At 64.7% G+C, this 24,324-nt stretch carries 23 protein-coding genes; 20 read left to right on the forward strand and 3 right to left on the reverse strand.

What is annotated here, in order from left to right:
- Positions 1 to 4: 4 nt before the first annotated feature.
- The 6 genes from ACV17W_RS01570 (at position 5) to flhF (ending at position 7,932) form a co-directional block, all read left to right on the forward strand.
- Entirely contained in the window at positions 5 to 1,063 is a 1,059-nt protein-coding gene (locus tag ACV17W_RS01570) for a protein-glutamate methylesterase/protein-glutamine glutaminase (RefSeq protein WP_462594711.1), read from the forward strand.
- Between the two features lie 107 nt (positions 1,064 to 1,170).
- On the forward strand, positions 1,171 to 1,560 hold the full coding sequence (gene cheY / locus ACV17W_RS01575) for a chemotaxis response regulator CheY (protein WP_462594712.1): 390 nt from the start codon (positions 1,171 to 1,173) through the stop codon (positions 1,558 to 1,560).
- Positions 1,561 to 1,568: 8 nt separating this feature from the next.
- Entirely contained in the window at positions 1,569 to 2,201 is a 633-nt protein-coding gene (gene cheZ, locus ACV17W_RS01580) for a protein phosphatase CheZ (protein WP_462594713.1), read from the forward strand.
- Positions 2,202 to 2,333: 132 nt separating this feature from the next.
- Positions 2,334 to 3,503, forward strand: a complete 1,170-nt coding sequence (flhB, locus tag ACV17W_RS01585; RefSeq protein WP_462594714.1) for a flagellar biosynthesis protein FlhB — start codon at positions 2,334 to 2,336, stop codon at positions 3,501 to 3,503.
- Positions 3,500 to 5,617, forward strand: a complete 2,118-nt coding sequence (flhA, locus tag ACV17W_RS01590) for a flagellar biosynthesis protein FlhA (RefSeq protein ID WP_462594715.1) — start codon at positions 3,500 to 3,502, stop codon at positions 5,615 to 5,617. Before flhB ends, flhA begins: the two co-directional genes overlap by 4 nt.
- A complete protein-coding gene (gene flhF / locus ACV17W_RS01595) occupies positions 5,614 to 7,932 on the forward strand; it encodes a flagellar biosynthesis protein FlhF (RefSeq protein ID WP_462594716.1) in 2,319 nt (772 codons plus the stop codon). Before flhA ends, flhF begins: the two co-directional genes overlap by 4 nt.
- A 2-nt stretch (positions 7,933 to 7,934) precedes the next feature.
- On the opposite strand, the gene ACV17W_RS01600 is transcribed toward flhF, so the two are convergent.
- The 3 genes from ACV17W_RS01600 to flgA form a co-directional block, all read right to left on the reverse strand.
- A complete protein-coding gene (locus ACV17W_RS01600) occupies positions 7,935 to 8,408 on the reverse strand; it encodes a flagella synthesis protein FlgN (RefSeq protein WP_462594717.1) in 474 nt (157 codons plus the stop codon).
- A 22-nt stretch (positions 8,409 to 8,430) separates the two neighbouring features.
- Positions 8,431 to 8,691: a flagellar biosynthesis anti-sigma factor FlgM gene (gene flgM / locus ACV17W_RS01605; RefSeq protein WP_462596425.1), complete on the reverse strand. Its 261-nt coding sequence runs from the start codon at positions 8,689 to 8,691 to the stop codon at positions 8,431 to 8,433.
- Between the two features lie 154 nt (positions 8,692 to 8,845).
- Entirely contained in the window at positions 8,846 to 9,556 is a 711-nt protein-coding gene (gene flgA / locus ACV17W_RS01610) for a flagellar basal body P-ring formation chaperone FlgA (protein ID WP_462594718.1), read from the reverse strand.
- A 166-nt stretch (positions 9,557 to 9,722) separates the two neighbouring features.
- Between flgA and flgB the strand changes: the two genes are divergently transcribed.
- The 14 genes from flgB to ACV17W_RS01680 all read left to right on the forward strand — a co-directional run bounded on the left by flgB (position 9,723) and on the right by ACV17W_RS01680 (position 24,279).
- On the forward strand, positions 9,723 to 10,130 hold the full coding sequence (gene flgB / locus ACV17W_RS01615; protein WP_462594719.1) for a flagellar basal body rod protein FlgB: 408 nt from the start codon (positions 9,723 to 9,725) through the stop codon (positions 10,128 to 10,130).
- A 14-nt stretch (positions 10,131 to 10,144) separates the two neighbouring features.
- Positions 10,145 to 10,564, forward strand: coding sequence for a flagellar basal body rod protein FlgC (gene flgC, locus ACV17W_RS01620; protein WP_462594720.1), 420 nt, complete (start codon positions 10,145 to 10,147; stop codon positions 10,562 to 10,564).
- 19 nt (positions 10,565 to 10,583) lie between these two features.
- The gene (locus tag ACV17W_RS01625) at positions 10,584 to 11,273 is read left to right on the forward strand and encodes a flagellar hook capping FlgD N-terminal domain-containing protein (protein ID WP_462594721.1); all 690 of its coding nucleotides are present in this window, start codon (positions 10,584 to 10,586) and stop codon (positions 11,271 to 11,273) included.
- Between the two features lie 73 nt (positions 11,274 to 11,346).
- A complete protein-coding gene (gene flgE / locus ACV17W_RS01630; RefSeq protein ID WP_462594722.1) occupies positions 11,347 to 12,582 on the forward strand; it encodes a flagellar hook protein FlgE in 1,236 nt (411 codons plus the stop codon).
- Between the two features lie 28 nt (positions 12,583 to 12,610).
- Positions 12,611 to 13,369, forward strand: coding sequence for a flagellar basal body rod protein FlgF (locus ACV17W_RS01635; RefSeq protein ID WP_462594723.1), 759 nt, complete (start codon positions 12,611 to 12,613; stop codon positions 13,367 to 13,369).
- A gap of 52 nt (positions 13,370 to 13,421) precedes the next feature.
- Positions 13,422 to 14,207 (forward strand): flagellar basal-body rod protein FlgG, encoded by a 786-nt coding sequence (gene flgG / locus ACV17W_RS01640; RefSeq protein WP_462594724.1) that lies wholly within the window; start codon positions 13,422 to 13,424, stop codon positions 14,205 to 14,207.
- On the forward strand, positions 14,207 to 14,896 hold the full coding sequence (locus tag ACV17W_RS01645; RefSeq protein ID WP_462594725.1) for a flagellar basal body L-ring protein FlgH: 690 nt from the start codon (positions 14,207 to 14,209) through the stop codon (positions 14,894 to 14,896). Before flgG ends, ACV17W_RS01645 begins: the two co-directional genes overlap by 1 nt.
- Before the next feature lie 2 nt (positions 14,897 to 14,898).
- On the forward strand, positions 14,899 to 16,029 hold the full coding sequence (locus tag ACV17W_RS01650) for a flagellar basal body P-ring protein FlgI (protein WP_462594726.1): 1,131 nt from the start codon (positions 14,899 to 14,901) through the stop codon (positions 16,027 to 16,029).
- 5 nt (positions 16,030 to 16,034) lie between these two features.
- Positions 16,035 to 17,006 (forward strand): flagellar assembly peptidoglycan hydrolase FlgJ, encoded by a 972-nt coding sequence (flgJ, locus tag ACV17W_RS01655; RefSeq protein WP_462594727.1) that lies wholly within the window; start codon positions 16,035 to 16,037, stop codon positions 17,004 to 17,006.
- Positions 17,007 to 17,075: 69 nt separating this feature from the next.
- A complete protein-coding gene (gene flgK / locus ACV17W_RS01660) occupies positions 17,076 to 18,722 on the forward strand; it encodes a flagellar hook-associated protein FlgK (RefSeq protein ID WP_462594728.1) in 1,647 nt (548 codons plus the stop codon).
- Between the two features lie 37 nt (positions 18,723 to 18,759).
- A complete protein-coding gene (gene flgL, locus ACV17W_RS01665) occupies positions 18,760 to 19,986 on the forward strand; it encodes a flagellar hook-associated protein FlgL (protein WP_462596426.1) in 1,227 nt (408 codons plus the stop codon).
- 44 nt (positions 19,987 to 20,030) lie between these two features.
- A complete protein-coding gene (locus ACV17W_RS01670; protein WP_462594729.1) occupies positions 20,031 to 22,016 on the forward strand; it encodes a methyl-accepting chemotaxis protein in 1,986 nt (661 codons plus the stop codon).
- A 29-nt stretch (positions 22,017 to 22,045) separates the two neighbouring features.
- Positions 22,046 to 22,465 carry a hypothetical protein gene (locus ACV17W_RS01675; protein ID WP_462594730.1) on the forward strand — a complete coding sequence of 140 codons (420 nt, stop codon included), beginning with the start codon at positions 22,046 to 22,048 and terminating at the stop codon, positions 22,463 to 22,465.
- An 89-nt stretch (positions 22,466 to 22,554) separates the two neighbouring features.
- Entirely contained in the window at positions 22,555 to 24,279 is a 1,725-nt protein-coding gene (locus ACV17W_RS01680; RefSeq protein ID WP_462594731.1) for a methyl-accepting chemotaxis protein, read from the forward strand.
- The last annotated feature ends 45 nt before the right edge of the window (positions 24,280 to 24,324 follow it).

A 24,324-nucleotide genomic window follows, 5' to 3' on the forward strand; every position in this document is an offset into this window, starting at 1 on the left:
GAGAATGAAGAAGATCCGGGTTCTGTGCGTCGACGATTCAGCCCTGGTGCGAGGGCTGATGACCGAGATCATCAACGCGCATCCTGACATGGAGGTCGTGGCTGTCGCCCCAGACCCCCTGGTCGCACGCGAACTGATCAAGCAGCACCATCCGGATGTCCTGACGCTGGATGTGGAAATGCCACGCATGGACGGACTCGACTTTCTTGAAAAGCTGATGCGGCTGCGACCCATGCCGGTTGTCATGGTGTCGTCATTGACCGAGCGCGGAGGCGAAACGACGATGCGGGCTCTGGAACTGGGCGCCATCGACTTCGTGACCAAACCCAAGTTGGGCATACGCCATGGGCTGCTCGAGTACTCGGAACTGATTGCCGACAAGATCCGCGTGGCAGCGCGGGCGCGGCTGCGTCCGCCTGCGCGGGTCGCCCCGGTGGCGAATACCCCCCAACGTCTGCGCAGTCCATACGCCAGCTCGGAAAAGCTTGTCATGATGGGCGCATCCACGGGCGGCACCGAAGCCATACGCGAAGTGCTGATGCCGATGCCAGCCGACAGCCCCGCCATGTTGATCACCCAGCATATGCCGGCCGGATTCACGCGCTCATTCGCGCAGCGCCTCGACGCCTTGTGCGCCGTGACGGTGCGCGAGGCCACGCATGGCGAACGGGTTCTGCCAGGGCATGTGTATCTTGCGCCGGGGGGCGAAACCCATATGAAGCTAGGACGCAGCGGTGCCAATTACATCATCGAGCTCGAGGCGACCGACCCGGTCAACCGCCATCGGCCGTCGGTGGATGTGCTGTTCCGGTCGGCGGCGCAAGCGGCGGGGGCCAACGCGATCGGCGTCATCCTGACCGGCATGGGCAAGGACGGAGCCGCCGGCCTCCTGGCCATGAAGCAGGCGGGGGCACATACGCTGGCGCAGGACGAAGCAAGCTGCGTGGTATTCGGAATGCCGCGCGAGGCCATCGCGCTGGGAGCCGCCGCCGAGGTCGTGCCCTTATGGGCCATGGGTGAGCGCATCTTGAGCAGGCTGGGCGACCGCGCAACCCGCGTCTGAGGCCGGGGCCGACCAACCTGACCAGGCCTGCCGACTCCCAGGATCGTCATGGCTTTCGACGGTCCGGATGGCGGGCGTGGATCAACGAACAACTACTGGAGTGAAAAATGATCGACAAGGGCATGAAGATTCTCGTGGTGGATGACTTTCCTACCATGAGGCGCATTATCAGAAACCTGCTCAAAGAGCTCGGTTTCGAAAATGTAGACGAGGCGGAAGACGGTGCCATCGCGCTCGAGAAGCTGCGCAATGGCGATTTCCAGTTCGTCGTTTCCGACTGGAATATGCCAAACCTGGACGGACTGGAAATGCTCAAGCAGATCCGGGCGGATGCCGCGCTGAAGAAGTTGCCGGTACTGATGGTGACGGCCGAGGCAAAAAAAGAGAACATTGTGGCTGCCGCTCAGGCGGGCGCCAGTGGCTATGTGGTCAAGCCCTTCACGGCCGCCACCCTGGAAGAAAAACTTAACAAGATTTTCGAGAAACTCGCCGCCTGAGGGGACGTATGAGCGCATTGGAATCAAGCAATACCGGAGACCCTGGCGATCTGATCCACCGAATCGCCTCGCTGACGCGCATGCTGCGCGACAGTATGCGCGAGCTGGGTCTGGACCAGGCGATCAAAGACGCGGCGCAGGCCATACCTGACGCGCGTGACCGATTGCGTTATGTCGCCCAGATGACTGAGCAGGCGGCCAACAGGGTGTTGAACGCCACGGACGCGGCTACGCCGCTGCAGGAACAGTTGTCACGCTCGGCTCAAGCGCTGGACGCACGCTGGCAACAATGGTTCGACCAGCCATTGGAATTGCCCGAGGCGCGCGAATTGGTGAAGGATACGCGAGCCTTTCTGGGGGAGGTCCCCGCCCATGCTCAGCAAACCCAGAACCGCCTGATGGAAATCGTGATGGCCCAGGATTTCCAGGACCTGACCGGACAGGTCATCATGCGCATGATGGACGTTGTGGGCGCAATAGAGCGGGAACTGCTGCAAGTGCTGCTGGACAACGTGCCTCAGGAGCGGCGCGACGAGGCCCAGACGCTGCTGAACGGACCACAGGTCAGTCCAGCGGGAAAGGCCGACGTGGTGACCAGCCAGGACCAGGTCGACGATCTGCTGGCAAGCCTGGGTTTCTAGTATTTCTGCACAGCGGCGCCGAATAGCAGCGGTTTACGCCTGCTTCTTGGTTGATCGTTCGCGAGCCCGGGATTCTAGAATCTCGGCGGGCCGTCCCGTTTCGATGCGCGGACGGCGAAAGACACCGCGAGCATGGCCGACGAAAGCGATCTTGAGAAAACCGAATCTGCTTCACCTCGGCGCCTGGAAAAGGCGCGCGAAGAAGGGCAGATCGCGCGCTCGCGCGAGCTCGGTACCTTTCTGCTGCTGGCCGCGGGCGCAGGCGCGCTGTGGCTCAGCGGTTCTCTGCTGTATCGAGGCCTGACCGGCGTGCTGGGCGCCGGGCTGGGTTTCGATTCCCGACTGGCGCGCGACGACGGAATCATGGTGGCACAGGCCGTCAATAGCGCCGGACAGGTTTTGTGGCTGATGATGCCCATTTTTGCCGTGCTCATGGTGGTTGCGGTACTGAGCAGTGTGCTGCTGGGAGGCTTTGTGTTGTCGGGCAAGCCTTTGCAGCCGAAGTTGTCCAAACTGAGTCTGTGGTCGGGCCTCAAGCGCATGGCGTCCGCGCAGACTGTGGTGGAGCTTGTCAAAGCCATAGCGAAGGCATTGCTGGTCGGCAGTGTGGCTGTAGCCGTCATTTCCAGTCATCGCGACGAGATGCTGGGGCTGATGCATGCCGCACCCACCGCCGCGCTGGCGCGTGCCCTGGAATTGGTGGCGCTGTGCGCCGCCTTGATTGTTGCATCGCTGGCAATCATCGTGGTGCTGGATGTTCCCTGGCAGATGTGGAGCCATCTGAAGAAATTGCGCATGTCCAAAGAGGACGTGCGGCAGGAACACAAGGAAAGCGACGGGGACCCTCACATCAAGGCCCGGATCCGCCAGCAGCAACGCGCCATGGCCCGCAGGCGCATGATGACTGAGGTGCCGCGAGCCGATGTGGTGGTCACGAACCCGACGCATTACGCGGTGGCATTGCGATATGCCGAGGGCGAGGCCGCGCCGCGGGTCGTGGCCAAGGGCAGGGGACTGGTGGCGGCGCGCATCCGTGAACTGGCCGCCGAGCACCGCGTTCCTGTTCTGGAGGCCCCGCCCCTGGCCCGCGCCCTGCACCAGCATGTAGACATAGGCCAGGAGATCCCGGCGGCCCTGTACACCGCCGTTGCCGAGGTGCTGGCCTGGGTCTTCCAGTTGCGCAGCTGGCGGACCGAGTGGGGTGCAGAGCCCACGGCCCCAGCCAGCCTGCCCGTACCTGCCGACCTGGATCCGCTGGCTGACGCTTCGTCGCGCCACCGCCCGAGAGAGTCATACGCATGAGTGAATTGCTATCCGCTTTTAAGACCCACGGCGCGGCGAACGCCAGGCTGCTGGCCGGCCCGGTATTGATCGTGCTGGTGCTGGGCATGATGGTGCTGCCCCTGCCCACTTTCCTGCTCGATCTGCTTTTCACTTTCAACATCGCTCTTTCGGTAATGATCCTGCTGGTGGCGATGTTCACGCGCAAGCCGCTGGACTTCGCAGCCTTCCCTGCCGTGCTCCTCTTCGCCACGCTGCTGCGCCTGTCGCTCAACGTCGCCTCGACCCGGGTGGTGCTATTGCATGGGCACACAGGTCCGGACGCGGCGGGAAAGGTGATTGAAGCCTTCGGGCACTTCCTGGTGGGCGGCAATTTCGCGGTCGGGCTGATTCTCTTCGTCATCCTGACCATCATCAACTTCATCGTCATCACGAAAGGGGCCGGACGCATCGCCGAAGTGGGTGCCCGATTCACGCTGGACGCCATGCCGGGCAAGCAGATGGCGATCGACGCCGACCTGAATGCCGGGCTCATAGGCGAAGACGAAGCCCGCCGGCGCCGAGCCGAAGTGTCGCAGGAAGCCGACTTCTTCGGCTCGATGGATGGCGCCAGCAAGTTCGTGCGGGGCGATGCCATCGCCGGCCTGCTGATCATGGTGATCAACGTGCTGGGAGGCTTGTTCATCGGCGTGGCCCAGCATGATATGTCGGTCGGCGACGCTTCGCGCGTCTACACGCTGCTGACCATCGGAGACGGCCTGGTGGCGCAGATCCCGGCCCTGGTCATTTCCACTGCGGCGGGTGTCGTGGTGTCTCGCGTATCCACCGACCAGGACGTGGGGCAGCAGATCCTGACGCAGCTGTTCTCGAATCCCAGCGTACTGTTTCTGACGGCGGGCATCATCGGCATGATGGGCCTGATTCCCAACATGCCCCACCTGGCCTTCCTGACGCTCGCGGGTTTGCTCGCAGCCACCGGATGGACTCTGCGGCGCAGGGCGCTGGAGGCCGCGCGGGCATCGGCCGGCAAGCCTGCCCAGGCGGCCGCCCAGGCCCAGGCGGCTGCCGCGGAAGCCAGCTGGGACGACGTGTCGATGGTAGATCCGCTGGGGCTCGAAGTCGGATACCGCCTTATTCCGCTGGTTGATCACGCCCAGAACGGCGAACTGCTGCATCGTATCCGCAGCCTGCGCAAGAAATTTGCGCAGGACGTCGGGTTTCTGCCTCCCGTCGTGCATATCCGCGACAATCTGGAGCTCAAGCCGAACGACTACCGCATCCTGCTGTCTGGCGTGGAGATCGGCCGCGGCGTGGCGATGCCCAATCAATGGCTTGCCATCGACCCGGGCGGGGTGACGACTAGTCTGAAAGGCACGCCCACCACGGATCCCGCGTTTGGCTTGCCTGCGACATGGATAGACAGCGCCCAGCGAGACGCGGCCCAAGCCGCCGGCTACACCGTGGTCGATGCAAGCACGGTCGTGGCCACGCACCTGAACCATATGATGCATCGCCATGGCGCAAGTCTGCTTGGCCGCCAGGAAGCCCAGCAGCTGCTGGACCGGATCGCCGCCGAGGCGCCCAAGCTGGTAGAGGATCTGGTGCCCAAGACACTCAGCCTGACGACGCTGCAGAAAGTGCTGCAGGGCCTGTTGGCCGAGGAAGTGCCGATCCGCGACATGCGTTCGATCGTCGATACGCTGTCCGAGCACGCGCCGCGACTGGCGGCGCAAGCCGCAACGACCGGCGCGCAGGCGGACGTCGTGCCCGAATTGATCGCGCTGACGCGGCGCGCCTTGGGGCGCGCCATCACGCAGCAATGGTTCCCCGGCGATGGAGAGCTGCGCGTCATTGGCCTGGACGTCAAGCTGGAACGTGTGCTGGTGCAGGCGCTGACCACCAGCGGGGGACTGGAACCCGGCCTGGCGGATACCTTGCTGCGCGAAGCGCAAAGCAGCGTGGCCCGCCAGGAGGCCCAGGGCGATGCGCCGGTGCTGGTCGTATCGCCGCCGCTGCGCGCGCCACTGGCTCGCTTCCTGCGGCATCACTTGCCCCAGCTCGGCGTACTTTCCAATGCTGAGATTCCCGATGAGCGGATGCTGCGCGTCACCAGCCTGATCGGGGCGGGGGCATGAAGCTGAGCCGTTTCATCGGCGCGACCAGCAGGCAAGTTTTGCGGCAGGTGCGCGACGCGTTGGGTCCGGACGCGTTGATCGTATCCAATCGAAGCGTGCCCGAAGGCGTTGAAGTGCTTGCCGCGCTTGATTTGCCGCTGTCCGAATCTGTGGAGCCTTCCGCAATCGGTACGCTGTCGACGGCATTGCCGACCGGCGATACCCGCAGCACTGACGTGGTCGCCGGGCTGGAGTCCGCAATCGGAGCGTTGCGCGGCGCCATGGAAACCCGGCTTGACGGCCTGCTGTGGGGCGGCGCCAACGGGCCCGGGCGCGAACCGCTCAGGGCGACGCTGTACCGGACGTTGCTGGACGCCGGCTTCAGCGCCCGACTGGTGCGCGCCATGCTTGAGCGCCTGCCTGACGGCCTGGAGCTGCGCCACGCGCAGGCTTGGGCGCGCAACGAACTCATCACCCACCTGCCGGTCCTGGCCCACGAGGAAGACCTGTTCTCGCGAGGGGGGGTTTATGCGTTGGTAGGACCGACCGGGGTGGGCAAGACCACTACGCTGGCCAAGCTTGCGGCGCGATGCGTTGCGCGCGAGGGCCGCGAACAGGTCGCAATGCTGACCACCGACCACTTCCGCATCGGCGCGTTGGAACAACTGCAGATCTATGGCCGGCTGATGGGCGTGCCGGCCCGGTCGGTGCGTGACGCGGCCGAATTGCGCACCACACTGGCCGAATTGGGCAGGCGCAGGTTCATCCTCATCGACACGACCGGCATCAGCCAGCGCGACCAGAAAGTCGCCGCACAAGCGGCGTTGCTGTGCGGGGCGGGCATGCCGGTACGGCGCCTGCTGGTGTTGAATGCCGCCAGCCAAGGCGATACGCTGGACGAGGTGGCCCATGCGTACCGCACTGGCGCCGACGTCGATGTGGCCGGCTGCATCGTGACCAAGCTGGATGAAGCATCTCGCCTGGGGCCGGCGCTGGACACAGCCATCCGCCACCGTCTGCCGGTGCATTACGTATGCGTGGGACAGAAGGTGCCGGAGGACCTGGAATTGGCGCGCGCCGATGTTTTGGTGGACCAGGCGCTGGCCGCGCCGCAGCGCATGCCAGCCTTGTACGCACCCAGCGAGGCCGACATGGCGGCGCTGCTGCGCGCGTCCACGGCGGTCCAGACCGCCGGTGTTCAAGCGCGGCACCGCAGGCTGTGGCTGGCGGCCGCGCTGTTGCCGAACCAGGCGCGGGGCCCGGCTGTAGTGGCCGAAGCCACATCGTGGATGGATCGCGACGCGGCCTGCACCCGGGCACGCAGCGCCTGGCGCCATCATTGCGCAAGGGGCGAATCGCCGTCCGCGCCTGCTGCGGCCGGCGCCGACTTCAGGTCCATCCAGCAGGCCTTTTCGGCGTCGTGCGACCGGCATATGCTGGCGGTGCACGGCGCCACTGCCTTGCGTGCCGCCGATCTACCGGGCGGTCGCCTGCACGCCGCCCTGATGCTCAGCGATCGGGGGCTGGCCCTGGGCGCGGCGTTGCCCGTCGTCGATTGGCCGGGCCCAGGCGCCGCGATGGCAGACTCCGCCGTCCGTCGCCGTGGAAGCGACGAGCTGGAAGCCCGAGTGGCGGCACTGGCGGCGGGCTTGCCTGGCGTTCCACTTGTGCACGTACTGGATAATGGCACCCAGCCGCTGTGGCGCGGGCTTCCGCACGGCGCTCTGTGGGTAGCGCGGCATACCGGCACCTTGAAAGTGCTGCACGATGATTGCCCGACCATTCTCAACGCCGTGGGCAAGGCCCTGGGCTATCTGCCTGCGGGCCAATGGCCCGCGCCAGCCGGAGTTCCAGGTCTGCATGGGGAGGCTTCCCAAGCCGGGCCGGCAACGTTGTGGGCTTCCGGCACCGAGGTCACGGTGATTCAGCGGGCCGGTCCCGCCCGCCGAACGAGACTGGTGTGCGCGCGCATGGTGGCCTCGGATGGCACGGTGCTGGGGCAATTGTTCGGCTTGACGAATCTGTCGCCCGACGCGGCCGACGCCGCCACGGTGGCTCGCTGGCTCGCCAGGCAGGAGCAGGCACGGCGTGCTTTCCGGGGCATGGCGCACGCGTGGTCGGCGTTGCTCGGCGCGACATGCGCTGTGGACCTGCCGGGCAAGGCAAGCGTGGCGGCACAATTGGGTGCGGCCTGCTGGCAGGCCGCCTACGCGCCCGGCGCCGCGGTGCTCGGGCCTTTGCTGAGCGGTGCAGTCGGGCATCGCCGCAAACTGAATGCTCGCAATGCCCCCGAAGTCCTGCTGAAGATTTTCTCTATGCTTGAAGCGGCTGCCTGAACTCAGGCCGCCACAATACTTTTGACGCCGTAACCACGCCGGCCACGGCCCTGGGCATCATAGGTTCCCGCGCCGGCCACACCGACCAGCGCGCTCAAGGCATCCAGCGATTGCTGTGTATACCTGAGACTGAGCTCGACCAGCGCGCTGTTGCGGCTGTTGCGCTCGCGGGCGCTGCTTGCCTCTTCAAGCAGGGTCCGCCAGGCCGTGCGCACTTGTGCGTCGACGGCAGCCGCCTGTTCCGTGCCCTCGTGTCCGCCAGGCAGTCCGAGGCTGTGCAGCAAGGCGTCGCGATGATCGCTCAGCGCGGCCAGTTGCGAGGCCAGCGCCTCTTTCCGAGGCGCCAGTTCGGCGAGCTGGTCGAAAGCCGCACGGTCGACCAGGGCTTGGGTTTCGTTGTCGAGCAGGGCCGAATATTCGCTGACCAGCGCGGTTTCGCGAATCAGGCAGTCGAGCAGGTTTTCGGGCATGTCCATGAACGGGGGCTTGAGGCGAAAGTTATTTGAGCAGGTCGCGAGCGCTGGCTATGAGGCTGTCAGCGATCCGGCCCGCATCGATCTGCAACTGGCCCGATGCAATTGCCGCGCGGATGGCTGCCACGCGCTCGATGTCGATATCTTTGCCGCCATCCTGCAATGCCAGCAGCTGACGCGATGCAGGACTGAGCGCGACCTGCGCGCTGGAGGCAACAGGCGCTCCGCTCAGCGGGCCAGCCGGGCCCAGCGCGTCGGCGCGCCCGCTGGGCGCCTGGCTTCCGATCGGGCGGGAAGCGGGGGGTGTGATTTTCAAGAAGTTCTCCGCGAGGCGTGGCGCCGGCAGGCGCGCAACAGGTCTGCCGGCTGTGGTCTTTGTAACGGCCGCCGGAAGCCGAACTTTAGCGGTAAGTGCCCATTCCGATTCGCGATTTGTAACATCAGAGGACAATCTCCACGAGAGCGGCATTGCGCACAATGCCGCTGACGATCTGGCCCGAGCTGGTTCGTACCTGTACGGGTGCCCCGGGCGGCGCGTCGCCCAGCGCTTCGCCTTCACTGCTGACGACGAAACCCGGCCCCCGTGCCGTGATACGAACGGGCTGGCCTCTAGTCACGGCGTCGCCACTGCGCAGCGCGGTTGCCTTGATCGGCTGTCCGGCGCTGATGCGGTAGCGCGCGCGCCTGCCCAGGATGGCATCCGCGTCGACGACCACGTCGCGCGGCAGAGTGACCAGGTCGCCCTGCCGCGAGGCGAGGTCGCCGGGCTGAATGGCCTGGCCGGGCGGAATCGTGTGTGCGGCCACGTAGTACGGAGCCTGCACGCTGACCGTGGCCTGTATGTACAGCGTCCAGGGCCGTGGCGCGGTGCAGCGCATACCGATGGTCATGCGGGACCGCAACCGCAACGCGGCAGGCATGAACGGCGCCAAGCCCGTGCAGGGCGCAGCATGGTCGGTGTTGATCGGGTCGAGTGTGATGCTCAGCTCGCCGGGTACGGAGGCCAGTTGTTCGCGCAGAAACGCTTCGGCCGCCCGCGAGATGGCGGGGGCGTGCGCACTTTCCGGTCCCGGCTTCGGCCAGCTTGGCAAGCTGGCCGACATCAGGACACCCAGGACCAGTCCTGCAAGGATGCGAGTTCGCGATGGCATGTCGGGATTGTAGAAGTGAGGACGGTGGCGCAAGACGCGAATTGGCTCGGAAATAACGGGTTATTTGGATGATTGTGCGGCGGACGCCGCCCCTAATATGCCGTCATGCCGAAGAAGTGGGATGTGCGTCCATTTCCATGCCAACCAACCGGGCAAGCGCTAAAAGATGCTAGACAGGCTCAACGAGGACTTCCGTTTTTACCAGCAGGCGCTCGCCTTGCGTGCGCAACGACAGGAGGTTCTGTCCTCGAATATTGCCAATGCGGACACGCCGAACTACAAGGCGCGGGACTTCGATTTCCAGGCCGCCATGCGCGACGCGCTGGATACGCGCATGCGATTGCCCGACACCAGCCTGGCGCTGACCTCCGCTCGGCATATTCCCGGGAAGGCCGTCACGCCGAATCCGGTGGAGCTGCAGTATCGGCTTCCCTTCCAGCCCAGTGTGGATGGCAACACGGTGGACATGGACGCCGAACGCGTGCAGTTCGCCGATAACACCATGCATTATCAAAGCACGCTTCAACTAGTGTCCGGCCGCATCCGCTCGATGATGTCCGCCATCCAGGAATAGGGCGCCAAACAGCCATGTCACTGACCAGCATCTTCAGTATCGCCGGCTCTGCCCTGCAGGCCCAGTCGCAGCGCATGAACGTGGCGGCGAGCAACCTGGCCAATGCCGAAAGCGCGGTTGGCCCCGATGGACAGCCGTATCGAGCCCGGCAAGTCGTATTCCAGGTGAACCCGCCGCCAGGCCAGGCCTATGGCAGGGAGATAGGCGGCGTGCGCGTGGCAGGCGTGGTGCAGGACCCTGCGCCTTTCAAGCGGCTCTATGACCCGGCCCATCCGCTGGCGGATGCCCAGGGCTACGTGAACATGCCGAATGTTGACCCGGTGGCAGAGACGGTGAACATGATCGCGGCGTCGCGCTCGTATCAGGCCAACGTCGAGGTGTTGAACACGGCCAAGCAGCTAATGATGAAGACGCTGACCATCGGTCAGTCGTAACCCGGATCGGAGCCTTCGGATGACCACGGTCAACAACTACACGGACACCACGGCGATGGCGCTGGCGCAGAGCAGCGCCAGTAGCGCGCAAGGCCTGCAGGACCGCTTCCTGACCTTGCTGGTCACCCAGCTCAAGAACCAGGATCCCCTGAACCCCATGGAGAACGCCGAGCTGACGTCCCAGCTGGCGCAGATCTCGACCGTGGAAGGGATCAACAATCTGAAAAACACCTTGCTGGCGATCAGTGGGCAGATAGACGTTTCGCAGTCCATGAACGCGGTGGCGATGATAGGCAAGGGCGTGCTCATTCCGGGTGCAAAGGTATCGCTGGGTACGGATGTGAACGATCCCTCCAAACGGGTGGCCACGCCGTTCGGCGTGGATGTGCAAGGCGATGCGGCCAAGGTCACGGTGAAGATTCTCGACGCATCCGGCTCGGTGGTGCGCACTGTCGAACTGGGCGCACAGGACGCCGGTGTGCTGACTCTGGAATGGGATGGAACGAACGACGGCGGACAGGCGCTGGCGGACGGGAAGTACACGGTCAATATCGTGGCCTCCGATGCCGATGGAAAGAAGGTCAAGGCCGAAGCCCTGACTTATGGGCAGGTCAAGAGCGTCGCGTACTCCACCGAGGGGTTGCGCCTGGACCTGGGCCTGGCAGGGCAGATCAGCGTACTGGACGTGCGCAAGGTGCTGGGTACCTGACGGTACCTGGTCATGGCTGCCGGCGCGTAGCGTGCCGGCAATACTAGACACTCACAGACGAGCGAGAACACACATGGGTTTCGGACAAGGATTGAGCGGCCTGAATGCAGCGGCACAGAATCTGGACGTGATCGGTAATAACATTGCCAACTCGGGCACGGTGGGCTTCAAGTCTGCCTCGGCCTCGTTCGCCGACGTCTACGCCAGCTCGCGCGTCGGCCTGGGCGTGAAGGTGGCGGCCATCAATCAGCGCTTCACGGTGGGCACCGTCACCACGACGGGGGGTGAGTACGATATTGCCATCGACGGCCCCAAGGGTTTTTTTCGCCTGACCGATCCCAGCGGCGGGGTGGTCTATTCACGCAACGGCGAGTTCCTGGTAGACAAAGACTTCTACATCACCAACATGCAGGGCTACCGCCTGACCGGCTACGCGGCCGGCGCGGTGGGGTCGGCTCCGGTGGACCTGCGGCTGCCCCAGGGCAATATCGCGCCCAACGCCACCACCACAGCGGGCCTGCAAACCAACTTGAACGCCAACGCGGCGCCCATTGATCCCGCCGTCGGGTTCGACCCCGCACAGGCATCCACCTACACGGACTCGGTTCCGACCACCGTGTATGACTCGTTGGGCAACGCGCATCAGGTCACGCAGTATTTCGTCAAGCGCCCCGCCAACGCGGCCGGCGAGAGTGTGTACGAGGTCTATTACGCGCTGGACGGTGAAGCCATGGCGCCGACCACGGAAGCCGGGGGCGCCTGGGGAGGCGGCCAGCCGCTGACCTTTGATTCGGCCGGCAGGCTGACCTCGGCGCCGACCGTGAACCTGAGCTTCGCAAATCCGGGCGGCGCCACCTCTCCTGCCGAACCCCTGGCCATCACGATGAGCTATGACGGCGTGACGCAGTACGGCAGCGACTTCTCGCCCAAGGTCGTTCAGAACGGTTATTCCAGTGGCGAGTTCACCGGCATTTCCGTGGGCAAGGACGGCTCTCTGCAAGCCAACTACAGCAATGGCGAGAACGCGGTGGTGGGTACGCTGGCGCTGGCGAACTTCAACAACGTTCAGGGCCTTCAGCCCGTGGGCAATAACGCGTGGGCCGAGACCTCCGCGTCGGGCCAGGCCATGCTGGGCCAGCCGGGCACCAACGGCCTGGGTCCGGTGGTGGGTCAGGCCCTCGAGGCGTCAAACGTGGACATGAGCCGTGAACTGGTCAACATGATCATTGCGCAACGCACATACCAGGCGAATGCCCAGACGATCAAGACGCAGGACGAAGTCATGCAAGTGCTGATCAATATGCGCTGACGCGCGATCCGGAGCACGGTAGACAGGCATGGATCGAATTATCTACACCGCCATGAGCGGCGCGGCGCGAATCGGCGAAAAGCAGGCCGTGCTCAGCAACAACATGGCCAACGTCAGTACACCCGGATTTCGCGAGCAGTTGGCGATGTACCGGGCGGTGCCGGTGCTGGATGGCACTTCGCTGCCGACCCGGGTTTCAACCGTGGCATCGACGCCGGGCAGCAATTTCGAGGCAGGCAATATGGACGCCACCGGCCGCGCCCTGGATGTGGCGCTGGCGGGCCCCGGCTGGATTGCCGTGCAGACGCCGCTAGGCGAGGCCTACACTCGCGCGGGCAATTTGCAGGTCGGGGTCAACGGACTGCTTCAGACGGCGCAGGGTCAGCCGGTGCTGTCCGACCAGAACGGCGTGGTCGACGTGCCCGAGCTTGCCACGCTGACCATCGCCGGCGATGGCACGATCACGGCGCTCGGCGCGGGGGACCCGCCCAACAATATCCTGAACCTGGGACGCCTGAAGCTGGTGAATCCGCCGCCGGAGGCGCTGGTGCGCGGCGATGACGGTGTGTTCCGCTTGGCGCAGGCGCCGGGTCAGCCTCCCATCGCGCTGCCGGCCGACCCGGCCTTGCGGATCATGGCGGGGGTGCTGGAAAGCAGTAATGCCAGCCCCATCAAGGCTATGGTGGGCATGATAGAGAACGCGCGCAGGTTCGAGATGCAGATGCAGGTCATCAGCGAATCCGACCAGAATGCCGAGCGCGCCAACAGCCTGCTGGCGACGAGTTGAGGCAGTCAATTTTTTGTGGGCCGGCTGACAGGCCGCCCCAGGAGTATTCATCATGATGCGTTCGCTTTGGATCGCCAAGACGGGCCTGGAAGGTCAGCAGACCTCGATGGACGTGATTTCCAACAACCTGGCCAACGTCCAGACCAATGGTTTCAAACGTGGCCGGGCCATCTTCCAGGACTTGATGTACCAGACGTTGCGCCAGCCTGGAGCGCAGGTGGGCGATGCCAACCAGCTGCCTACCGGACTGCAGCTGGGCACCGGTGTACGGGTCGCATCGACCGAGCGCGTGTTCACCCAGGGCAACATGAACAACACCGGCGGCGAGCTGGACATTGCCATCGAAGGCAAGGGATTTCTGCAAGTCGACCTGCCGGACGGCACGCAAGCCTACACTCGCGATGGCGCACTGCAAGTAGACCAGAACGGACAGCTGACCACCGCAGGCGGGTATGTGATTCAGCCGCCCATCAATGTGCCGGACAATGCGCTGTCGCTGACGATCGGCAAGGACGGGACCGTATCCATCACCCAGCCCGGCGCCGCCGGCCTGAACGTGCAGATCGGCCAGTTGCAACTGGCTACCTTCATCAACCCGCCGGGCCTGCAGAGCATTGGCGAGAACCTGTATCTGGAAACCGATTCGTCGGGCCCTGCGAATATCCTGCAGCCGGGCATCGACGGGGCGGGATCGATCTTGCAGCAGTACGTCGAAACCTCGAATGTGAATGTGGCCGAAGAGCTGGTCAACATGATCTCCACGCAACGCGCCTACGAGATGAACAGCAAGGCTGTGAAAACCTCGGATGAGATGCTGGCCCGCCTGACGCAGCTGTGATGTCCATGAATGTGTTGCGCATACTTTCTGCGGTTTGCTTGGTGGGCGCGGCCGCCGGTTGCGCGATGATTCCTCCAGAGCCCATCGTGATCGGGCCGGTGACGGCCGTGCCTCCCGCGCCACCGGCGCCCGCGGCGCAACCCAACGGCTCGATCTACCAACCGCGCGTCTACGGCAACTACCCCTTGTTCGAAGACCGGAGGCCGCGCAACGTCGGCGATATTGTGACGGTTGTACTCAATGAGCGCACCAATGCGGCGAAGAATGTGGCCACCAATACCGACCGCAGCGGCAGCGTCGGATTGGGCGTGGCGGCCGCGCCGGGCTTCATGGACAGCTGGGCCAACGCCAAGCTGGACACCGAAGCGGCCGGTTCGAACAAGGCGTCCGGAAAGGGCGATTCAAGCGCCAACAATACGTTCACCGGCACCATCACCACGACCGTGATCGGTGTGCTGCCCAATGGCAATCTTCAGGTAGCCGGAGAAAAGCAGATTGCGATCAACCGCGGCAGCGAGTACGTGCGGTTCTCGGGCGTGGTGGACCCGCGTTCTATCACGGGCGCGAACTCCGTGTCATCGACGCAGGTCGCCGACGCCCGCATCGAATACCGCAGCAAGGGGGTCATGGACGAGGTGCAAACCATGGGCTGGCTGCAACGGTTTTTCCTGATTGCTTCTCCGTTCTGACCATGAACCGCTCGTTTCTGATCTTCGCAGTGGCCCGCCGTGTGGCCGTTCTGGCGCTATCCCTGTTCGCATTGTGCGGTGCAGTGCACGCCGAGCGAATCAAGGACCTGGCCTCGATTCAGGGCGTACGCGGCAATATGCTGATCGGCTACGGTCTGGTCGTGGGCCTGGACGGCAGCGGGGACCAGATGCGCCAGACGCCTTTCACCCAGCAGAGCCTGACCAACATGCTGTCGCAGTTGGGCATCACGGTGCCGCCGGGCAGCAATATGCAGCTGAAGAACGTGGCGGCCGTCATGGTGACCGCCACGCTTCCGCCGTTCGCGCGTCCCGGCCAGCGCCTGGATGTGGTGGTGTCGTCGATGGGCAATGCCAAGAGCCTGCGCGGCGGCACGCTGCTGATGACCCCCCTGAAGGGCGCCGACAGCCAGGTGTATGCCATTGCGCAGGGCAATATCCTGGTCGGCGGCGCGGGGGCTTCCGCCGGCGGCTCCAGCGTGCAGATCAACCAGCTCAACGGCGGCCGGATCACGGCCGGCGCCATCGTGGAGCGCAGCGTCCCCACGTCGTTCGCGCATGACGGTCACATCTACCTTGAAATGGATGTGACGGATTTCGGCACGACGCAGAATGTCGTGGCGGCCTTGAACCGGGCGTTCGGCCCGGGTACCGCCGCTGCCGTGGACGGGCGCGTGGTTCAGGTGCGCGCGCCGCTGGGAGCGAGCGATCAGGCCGCCTTTCTGGCCCAGGTCGAGAACCTGCAGGTGCGGCGCGCGCCGGCCACTGCCAAAGTCATCATCAACGCGCGCACCGGTTCGGTGGTCATGAACCAGACTGTCATGATCGACGAGGCGGCCGTGGCGCACGGCAGTCTTTCCGTCATCATCAACCGGCAAGCGCAGGTATCCCAGCCAGATACGCCCTTCGGGGGCGGCCAGACGGTGGTGGTTCCGAGCACGCAGATCGAGGTTCGGCAGGAGGACGGCGCGCTGCATCGCCTGCGTACCAGCGCCAACCTGGCCGATGTGGTGAAGGCGCTGAATGCCCTGGGCGCCACGCCGCAGGATCTGCTTGCGATCCTGCAGGCCATGAAATCGGCCGGCGCATTGCGGGCCGACCTCGAAATCATCTGATCGATATGGCGTTCGTCAGTTATACCCCCAGGCCCGGCAGCCAGCAGTCCGTGTTTGATCTTGGGCGCCTGGCCGACCTGAAACGCGGCGTCTCTGCATCATCTGCTACCGCTGCCGAACACAAGCAGGTCGCCACGCAAGTGGAAGCCTTGTTCCTGCAGATGTTGCTTAAGCGCATGCGCGAAGCCTCGCCCAAGGGCGGCCTGTTCGATTCGCAGCAATCGCAGATGCTGCGCACGATGGGCGACGAGCAGCTGGCGCTGCAGCTGGCCGACCCGGGGGTAGGCCTGGCGAATGCAATGCTGCGGCAGATGCATCAGAGCCATCCATCGGAGTTGCAGGGGGACGTTCGTGAGCGCGCCATCGGAGCGCCAGGGGCCGCAGCGGCACAGAAAGGGGCTGACGGAGCTCCGCCACGGCAGATAGCCGCGCTGCTCGACGTTCTGCAGCGCAATCGCGCGCGCGACCGCGTGCTCGCCGCCTCCGAGGGGGCGCCGCCGCATGTCGTGGATTTCGTTTCTCGCATGGCGGACGCGGCCCGGCACGCGGCGCAGCAGACCGGTGTGCCAGCGCGGCTGATACTGGGCCAGGCGGCTCTGGAGTCGGGCTGGGGCCGTCGCGAGCTCAAGTACGAGAACGGCGCGACCAGTCACAACCTGTTCGGCATAAAGGCCGGATCCGGGTGGACGGGCAAGGTGGTCGAGGTCCTGACCACTGAATACCGGGACGGTGTGCCGCGCAAGGTAGTGGAACCTTTCCGTGCCTACAGTTCGTATGCGGCGGCGTTCGCCGACTACGCGCGCCTGATAGGCGGAAGTCCGCGTTATGAATCCGTGCTGCAGGCACGCGACGAGATCGAGGCAGCGCGCCGAATCCAGGCGGCTGGCTATGCCACCGATCCGGCGTATGCCGACAAGCTCATAGCGGTCATGGCCCAGCTGCGGGGCGCAGCCGGAGAAATTTCCGGTGCTCGCTAAATTCACCGGGGCGGGTGCCGTTAACCGGGTATCTGGACCGGACGCGGTTTTCTACGGGATAACGGCACAATGAATCTGTACAACTTGGCGCTTACCGGGTTGAACGCCTCGCAGGCGGGGCTGGAAGTCACCAGCCACAACATCAACAATTCGGCCAACGTGGGCTACAGTCGCCAGCGCGTCGTGACCTCGACCGCCGGCGCCACGGCAACCGGCCAGGGCTATTTCGGGCGCGGCGTGCAGGTCGACACGGTCAAGCGCCAGTACGACAGCTTTCTATACCGCCAGATGGTGGGAGCGCAGGGGTCTGGGGCGCAGTTGGCCACCCAGTACGATCAGGTTTCGCAGATCAACAATTTGTTCGCCGACCGCACCGTCGGCATCACCCCGGCGCTGGAGGGCCTGTTCGCCAGCATCAATGCGGGGGCCAGCAATCCTGCGGACCCGGCCGTGCGCCAGGACATGATAGGCAAGACCAACTCGCTGGTCACCCAGATCAACACCGCATATCGAGAACTGCAGAATCTGCGCGATGGCGTGAACACGCAGATTTCCACGACGGTGGACCAGGTCAACAGTTATCTCGAGCGCATCAATGATCTGAACCAGCAGATCGTGGTCGCGCAAGGCAAATCGGGGCACGCGCCGAACGACCTGCTGGACCAGCGCGACCAGACACTTTCCGAGCTGAACCAGCTAGCGGGCATCCGTTATTACGCCCAGGGCGACAGCCTTAACATCACGCTGCAGAGCGGGCAGACCCTGCTGTCGGGCACGACGGTATATCCGCTGGCCGCAGTGCAGTCCGCCACCGATCCCACCCGCATGGCGTTGGCCTATACCTTGCCGGCAGGTGGTGGATCGACGACGCGGGTGGAACTGTCGGACAGCGAGATCGACGGCGGCAAGCTGGGTGGATTTCTGCAGTTCCGGAGCGCTTCGCTGGATGCGGTACAGGACCAGCTGGGGCAACTTGCCGTGGGCCTGGCGCTGGCGTTCAATGCTCAGCACGAGGCTGGACGGGACCTGAACGGCGACCCGGGTGGTCCCTTGTTCGGACTGGGCAATCCTGCGGGCATTCCGAATGCAGGCAATATCGGCGACGGGACCCTTGCCGCGGCGTTCACCAGCGTGGGCGAAATCCAGGCGACCTCGTATGACATCGTTTTCGACGGCACGCAATACCAGGTCACGCGTCGCTCGGATGGCAGCACCCAGACGCTGACGCCCGCCGGCACGCCTCCTGTGATCGAGTTCGATGGCATGACCGTCGATCTGGGCGGCACGCCCATGGCCGGTGATACCTGGATGTTGCAACCGACGCGCGACGCCGCGCGCGACCTGGCCATGTTGATCACGGATCCGGCCAAGATTGCGCTTGCCGATGCCACCGGCGGAACGACGAACGGAGCCAACGGCCTGGAACTCGCGAAACTGCAGACCAGGAAGGTGCTGGCCGGCGGCACATTGAGCCTCAGCGGTCAATTCTCGCAACTGATCAATAACGTCGGCGTGCAGACTCAGCAGATCAAGACGGCCAACACGGCGCAGGCAAACCTCATCACGCAGCAGACCTCGGCGTATTTGTCCGTTTCGGGCGTGAACCTGAACGAAGAATACGTCAACCTGACAATCTACCAGGAACAGTACCAGGCCAGCGCCCGGATCCTGGACGTGGCCAGCACGGTGTTCGATACCCTGCTTGGCCTGCGTTGAACCGCCACTGCCGACTGACCCGATCCGGAGCCCGATGATGCGCCTGAGCACTTCACTGATCTACCAGAATGGCCTGAACGGCATACTGAAGCAAGAAGCAACGTTATCCCGTCTGCAAGAGCAGCTTGCCAGCGGACGACGCGTGCTGACTCCGGCAGACGACCCCCTGGCGGCGTCGCTGGCCGTCAACGTGTCGCAGACGTCGAGCATGAACGCCACCTACGCGGCCAATCGCAACACGGCCAAGCAGACACTGGGGCTGGAAAGCAATGCGCTGGCTTCCACCGTCACGACGTTGCAGTCGGTGCTGCAGCGCGTGGTGCAAGCGGGCGGTACGCTCAGCGATGCCGACAGGCAGGCACTGGTCGCCGAACTGCAGGGCGCCCGCGAGCAACTGGTGGGCCTGGCCAATTCCACGGACGGCAATGGGCAGTATCTGTTCTCGGGCCACGATGGTTATGCGCAACCCGTCACGCTGAATGCCGATGGTTCGGTGACTTATGGCGGCGACAACGGCCAGCGCATCATCCAGGTCGACCAGAGCCGCCAGATGGCGGGCAGTGATGTGATTGCCGACATCTTCGGCAAGTCCGCCAATGGCTCGCTGGCGTACATCGCGCAGGCAGGCGCAGCCAACACCGGCACGGGGCAGTTCGGAAAAGTCGCGTTCAGCGCGCCGGCTGCCGGGAACAACGTGGGGCAGGATTTCTCGATCAGTTTCGTGGACGACGGTGGCGTACTTAGCTATATCGCCGACACGGTGCCTGGGTCGGTGCCCCCGCCGGCGCCTGTGCCTTACACGGAGGGCGAGGCCATCGATATGGGCGGGGTCCGTGTCGCCATTACGGGCAGGCCCGCGGCGGGCGACACGTTCACGGTCGAAACGCCCAAGCCGTCGAACATGGATATGTTCGAAACGCTCAACGGGCTCATCGACACGCTGGGTCGGCCCGCCATGGAGGACCCGGCCGCGTCGGCAGCCATCACCAACATGCTGGCTACCGCCAACAAGAAACTCACGCTCACTCTCGACAACGTCCTGACCGTGCAGGCATCGGTGGGCGCGCGCCTCAATGAGATCGACGCCCTGGACGCGGTGGGCTCTCAGCGCAATCTTTCATACACCAAGCAGCTGTCCGACCTTGAAGACGTGGACGTTTATTCGGTCACTTCACAGTTGCTGCTGCGCAAAGTGGCGCTGGACGCCGCAGCCGCCTCGTTCTCGACCATCCAGGGATCCAGCCTGTTCAGCCGTGGTCGCTGACGGGTGGCCACCCTTTGCCTTTCACCTCAATAAAGCCCTAGATCATGCTGTCGAATTTGAAGGTACGCACGGGCATCGTCCTCGTGCTAGGCGTTCTCTTGCTGGCCCTGTTGCTATCCAACGGGGCCGCGTGGCTGGCGATGTATTCCAGCAATGACAAGCTCGATCGGGTCAACGCGGTGTATTCGCACCAGGTTACGCCGGTGTACACCGCGTATACCATGCTGCAGCGTTCCCGCCTGTACGCGGCCGCGGCCCTGCTGGAACTGCAGGAAGGCCGATTGCGTGAATCCGCGCAGTACCTGGACAACGCGCGTTCGGCCGGCAGCGCGGCGGCGCAGTCGATGAATGCATTCATTGACACGGACAAGAGCGTTGGACTCGCGGAGAAGGCGCAGGCCTTGAACGCGGCGTATCAGCGCTACGCGGGCAGCGGCGCACGCCAGGTTGAAGCGGTAGGACGGCAGGATCTCCGCGGCTTCATTGAGCAGAACTCGGGCACGCAGTCGGCGGCAGCCGCCTTCGAGAAGGCGGTGGCGGAGTATCTGGACTACGTTGATTCGCGTACGGACCAGCTGGTGGTGGACGCTCAGGCCGATTACACCGTGTCGCGTGGCGTATCCATCGCTCTGGTGCTGGTATCGCTACTGCTGGCTGCGCTGTGCTGGGCTTTCATGCAGCGCAGTGTGTTGCGGCCGCTGCGTCTGGCCGGCCAGCATTTCGACAAGATAGCCGGTGGGGACCTGACGGCGCGCGTGGAAGTGCGCAACGGCAACGAGATCGGGCAGCTGTTCGCGGCGCTCAAGCGCATGCAGGAGAACCTTGCGCGTACGGTGTCGCAGGTTCGCCGCGGGGTGGATGAGATCAACGTGGGCTCGCGCGAGATAGCGTCGGGCAACACCGACCTGAGCAGCCGCACGGAGCAGCAGGCGGCGTCGCTGGAGGAGACGGCGGCGTCGATGGAAGAGCTGGCCTCGACGGTCAAGCAGAACGCGGACAACGCGCGCCAGGCGAACCAGCTGGCGGCCAGCGCGTCGGACGTGGCCGAGCGTGGCGGTTCGGCAGTATCTGAGGTGGTGCACACGATGCAGGCGATATCGGCGAGTTCGCGCAAGATATCGGAGATTGTGTCGGTGATTGATGGCATCGCGTTCCAGACCAATATTCTGGCGCTGAACGCGGCGGTGGAAGCGGCGCGGGCGGGCGAGCAGGGCAAGGGGTTCGCGGTGGTGGCGGGCGAGGTTCGTTCGCTGGCGCAGCGCAGTGCGCAGGCGGCCAAAGAGATCAAGGTGCTGATCGAGGACTCGGTGAGCAAGGTGGGCACGGGCTCGCAGCAGGTCGAGCGTGCCGGGGCGACGATGCAGGAGATCGTGGCCTCGGTCAAGCGGGTGACGGACATCATGGGCGAGATATCGGCGGCCTCGGAAGAGCAGTCGGGCGGGATAGACCAGGTCAATCGCGCGGTGTCGCAGATGGATGAAGTCACGCAGCAGAACGCGGCGCTGGTGGAAGAGGCGGCCGCGGCGGCGGGATCGCTGCAGGAGCAGGCGCAGCAGCTGGCCGAGGCGGTGGCGGTGTTCAAGATCAACGCGGGAGAGGTGATCGAAGTTCCCGCGCAGCGGCTGGCGGGCTACGCGCCGCGCGCAGTCGAGGCGCCGCGGGCGGCGCGAAAGGCCGACGGGCGCGAAAGCCGCGGCGAGGGTGAGCGCGATCCGGCACCCTTGACGGCGGCACGAGCGGCGCCGCCCGAAGCAGCTGCCGCGAATACGGCCAGAACTTTATTGAGTGTCGGCCGGGCTGCTACAGACCGCTCTCGCCAGGCGATGGAGCGCGGGGCCGATGGCACAGGCTCGACCCATCCAGGGACGGGGACCTCGGGGGCAACCACGCGCCGCAAGGTGGCCGCGCATGCCGTGTCGGACGGCGTTCCCGCGATGCGGCCAGGGCGCACCTTCGCTGCGGCGCCTGCCGCGATCGCTCCTGCATCACGGCGCACGACTTCCGCCGACGACGACTGGGAATCTTTTTGACGCTTGTGCGCGAGGGAAAGGGGGCAGCCGTGGATGTGAGAGCACTGTTGACGATGCTTGGGCTGGCCACGGTCCTGTCGGGCTGCACCACGGCGGGACGCAACTTCGACGGAGCGCAGTTGGCCAGGCTCGATCCCGGGACGTCAACGTTGGCCGATGCGACTCATGCCCTGGCAGTCGCGCCCGCATTGGTATATGGGCAGTCCGACGGCGGGGTCCTGGCGCTCTGGACTTACCGCGTCACGTGGATTACCGACGGCCTGTACAGCCAAAAACAGGCATTGCTGCAGTTTGGGCCTGACGGCCGACTGGTTCGCCTGGTGGACAGCAACAACGTGCTGCTGCAACCCTGGGAACGCCGAAAGTTGTCGGGCGCGCCGCCGTCCGGCTTGGACGGACTGCCGGATTTGGCCGGCAGTCGCGAGGCGCCAGTTCCGCCGGCGCAATAACGGCCTCGGCGTACCTGCCAGGCTTGACGCACGCCGGCGCCAGCTGGCGGACATTGACGATGCGAATTTTCTGATGGACGGGGAGAGCAATGGAAGCGACTTACGATACCGGTAACAAACCGACTAAAAGCAGGAAGCGGAGCAAGGTCCCGAAGCAGAAGCGCTCGTGGAAGGTGCGCGATGCCCGGGTCGGTACGCTGCTGCTGGTCGTGATGATGTTCTTCGCGCTGCTGATTGCCGGGGTGGGTGCCCTGGCTGCCTATTTCCTGCAGACGAACTACCAGTCGATACGCATGATCCAGGACCTGACGGATCGGGCCAAGCAGGTGGAGATCATCAACAGTGACATGTTGCGCGCCCGGGTCGACTTGATGGTGGCGGCGCGCTTCCAGCAAGAGTCGGGCTGGGGAAGCGGCGAAAACGCCGGTCAAGGCGCCAAGGAAGCGTTGGACGGCGCCACCGCCCGGCTCGACAGTGTGCGCAAGCGCTTTTCGGATTTTCAGCAGAACATGCTTGAAGACGATACAGGGCGCCGCCTGTCAATGAACCTGGTTCGGCGCTATCGCGCCTACATTGACGACGGCGTGGATACGATGGTGGAAGCGCTTCGCAGTGAAGACTATTCGACCTTCTACATGGTGAACAACGAATATGGTACGCCGCGCAGCGCCACGTTCATCGAGGCGATCCGCGAGTTCAGCGACTACATTCAACAGCAGCAGAGCGCCAACGTTGCCACAGCGCAGTCAAGTTTCCAGCGTGCCGTGGCGGCGGTCGGCGTCGCGGTTCTGCTGGCGTTGGTACTGATGCTGGTGGCGCGCATGGTGTTCGGGCGCCTGGTCGTGCGACCGTTGATCGAAGCGGGCCAGCATTTCGACAAGATAGCCGGTGGGGACCTGACGGCGCGCGTGGAAGTGCGCAACGGCAACGAGATCGGGCAGCTGTTCGCGGCGCTCAAGCGCATGCAGGAGAACCTTGCGCGTACGGTGTCGCAGGTTCGCCGCGGGGTGGATGAGATCAACGTGGGCTCGCGCGAGATAGCGTCGGGCAACACCGACCTGAGCAGCCGCACGGAGCAGCAGGCGGCGTCGCTGGAGGAGACGGCGGCGTCGATGGAAGAGCTGGCCTCGACGGTCAAGCAGAACGCGGACAACGCGCGCCAGGCGAACCAGCTGGCGGCCAGCGCGTCGGACGTGGCCGAGCGTGGCGGTTCGGCAGTATCTGAGGTGGTGCACACGATGCAGGCGATATCGGCGAGTTCGCGCAAGATATCGGAGATTGTGTCGGTGATTGATGGCATCGCGTTCCAGACCAATATTCTGGCGCTGAACGCGGCGGTGGAAGCGGCGCGGGCGGGCGAGCAGGGCAAGGGGTTCGCGGTGGTGGCGGGCGAGGTTCGTTCGCTGGCGCAGCGCAGTGCGCAGGCGGCCAAAGAGATCAAGGTGCTGATCGAGGACTCGGTGAGCAAGGTGGGCACGGGCTCGCAGCAGGTCGAGCGTGCCGGGGCGACGATGCAGGAGATCGTGGCCTCGGTCAAGCGGGTGACGGACATCATGGGCGAGATATCGGCGGCCTCGGAAGAGCAGTCGGGCGGGATAGACCAGGTCAATCGCGCGGTGTCGCAGATGGATGAAGTCACGCAGCAGAACGCGGCGCTGGTGGAAGAGGCGGCCGCGGCGGCGGGATCGCTGCAGGAGCAGGCGCAGCAGCTGGCCGAGGCGGTGGCGGTATTCAAGATCAACGCGGGAGAGGTGATCGAAGTTCCTGCGCAGCAGCTGACGGGCTACGTACCGCCCCGAGTGGCGCAGGCTTGATGCCGGGGGGCGTCACGCCGCGGCTGACCCGCGGCGTGATCGCTT

Source organism: Bordetella sp. MIP270_01_BMS (genome assembly GCF_054958705.1).

Coding starts and splice junctions, on each gene's coding strand:
- flgA (WP_462594718.1), bottom strand. CDS start 9,556: ATGCCATCGCGAACTCGCATCCTTGCAGGACTGGTCCTGGGTGTCCTG.
- flgC (WP_462594720.1), top strand. CDS start 10,145: ATGTCACTGACCAGCATCTTCAGTATCGCCGGCTCTGCCCTGCAGGCC.
- ACV17W_RS01625 (WP_462594721.1), top strand. CDS start 10,584: ATGACCACGGTCAACAACTACACGGACACCACGGCGATGGCGCTGGCG.
- flgK (WP_462594728.1), top strand. CDS start 17,076: ATGAATCTGTACAACTTGGCGCTTACCGGGTTGAACGCCTCGCAGGCG.
- flgL (WP_462596426.1), top strand. CDS start 18,760: ATGCGCCTGAGCACTTCACTGATCTACCAGAATGGCCTGAACGGCATA.
- ACV17W_RS01680 (WP_462594731.1), top strand. CDS start 22,555: ATGGAAGCGACTTACGATACCGGTAACAAACCGACTAAAAGCAGGAAG.
- flgB (WP_462594719.1), top strand. CDS start 9,723: ATGCTAGACAGGCTCAACGAGGACTTCCGTTTTTACCAGCAGGCGCTC.
- cheZ (WP_462594713.1), top strand. CDS start 1,569: ATGAGCGCATTGGAATCAAGCAATACCGGAGACCCTGGCGATCTGATC.
- flhB (WP_462594714.1), top strand. CDS start 2,334: ATGGCCGACGAAAGCGATCTTGAGAAAACCGAATCTGCTTCACCTCGG.
- flhA (WP_462594715.1), top strand. CDS start 3,500: ATGAGTGAATTGCTATCCGCTTTTAAGACCCACGGCGCGGCGAACGCC.
- ACV17W_RS01645 (WP_462594725.1), top strand. CDS start 14,207: ATGTCCATGAATGTGTTGCGCATACTTTCTGCGGTTTGCTTGGTGGGC.
- ACV17W_RS01670 (WP_462594729.1), top strand. CDS start 20,031: ATGCTGTCGAATTTGAAGGTACGCACGGGCATCGTCCTCGTGCTAGGC.
- flhF (WP_462594716.1), top strand. CDS start 5,614: ATGAAGCTGAGCCGTTTCATCGGCGCGACCAGCAGGCAAGTTTTGCGG.
- cheY (WP_462594712.1), top strand. CDS start 1,171: ATGATCGACAAGGGCATGAAGATTCTCGTGGTGGATGACTTTCCTACC.
- flgE (WP_462594722.1), top strand. CDS start 11,347: ATGGGTTTCGGACAAGGATTGAGCGGCCTGAATGCAGCGGCACAGAAT.
- ACV17W_RS01600 (WP_462594717.1), bottom strand. CDS start 8,408: ATGGACATGCCCGAAAACCTGCTCGACTGCCTGATTCGCGAAACCGCG.
- flgG (WP_462594724.1), top strand. CDS start 13,422: ATGATGCGTTCGCTTTGGATCGCCAAGACGGGCCTGGAAGGTCAGCAG.
- flgJ (WP_462594727.1), top strand. CDS start 16,035: ATGGCGTTCGTCAGTTATACCCCCAGGCCCGGCAGCCAGCAGTCCGTG.
- ACV17W_RS01650 (WP_462594726.1), top strand. CDS start 14,899: ATGAACCGCTCGTTTCTGATCTTCGCAGTGGCCCGCCGTGTGGCCGTT.
- ACV17W_RS01635 (WP_462594723.1), top strand. CDS start 12,611: ATGGATCGAATTATCTACACCGCCATGAGCGGCGCGGCGCGAATCGGC.
- ACV17W_RS01570 (WP_462594711.1), top strand. CDS start 5: ATGAAGAAGATCCGGGTTCTGTGCGTCGACGATTCAGCCCTGGTGCGA.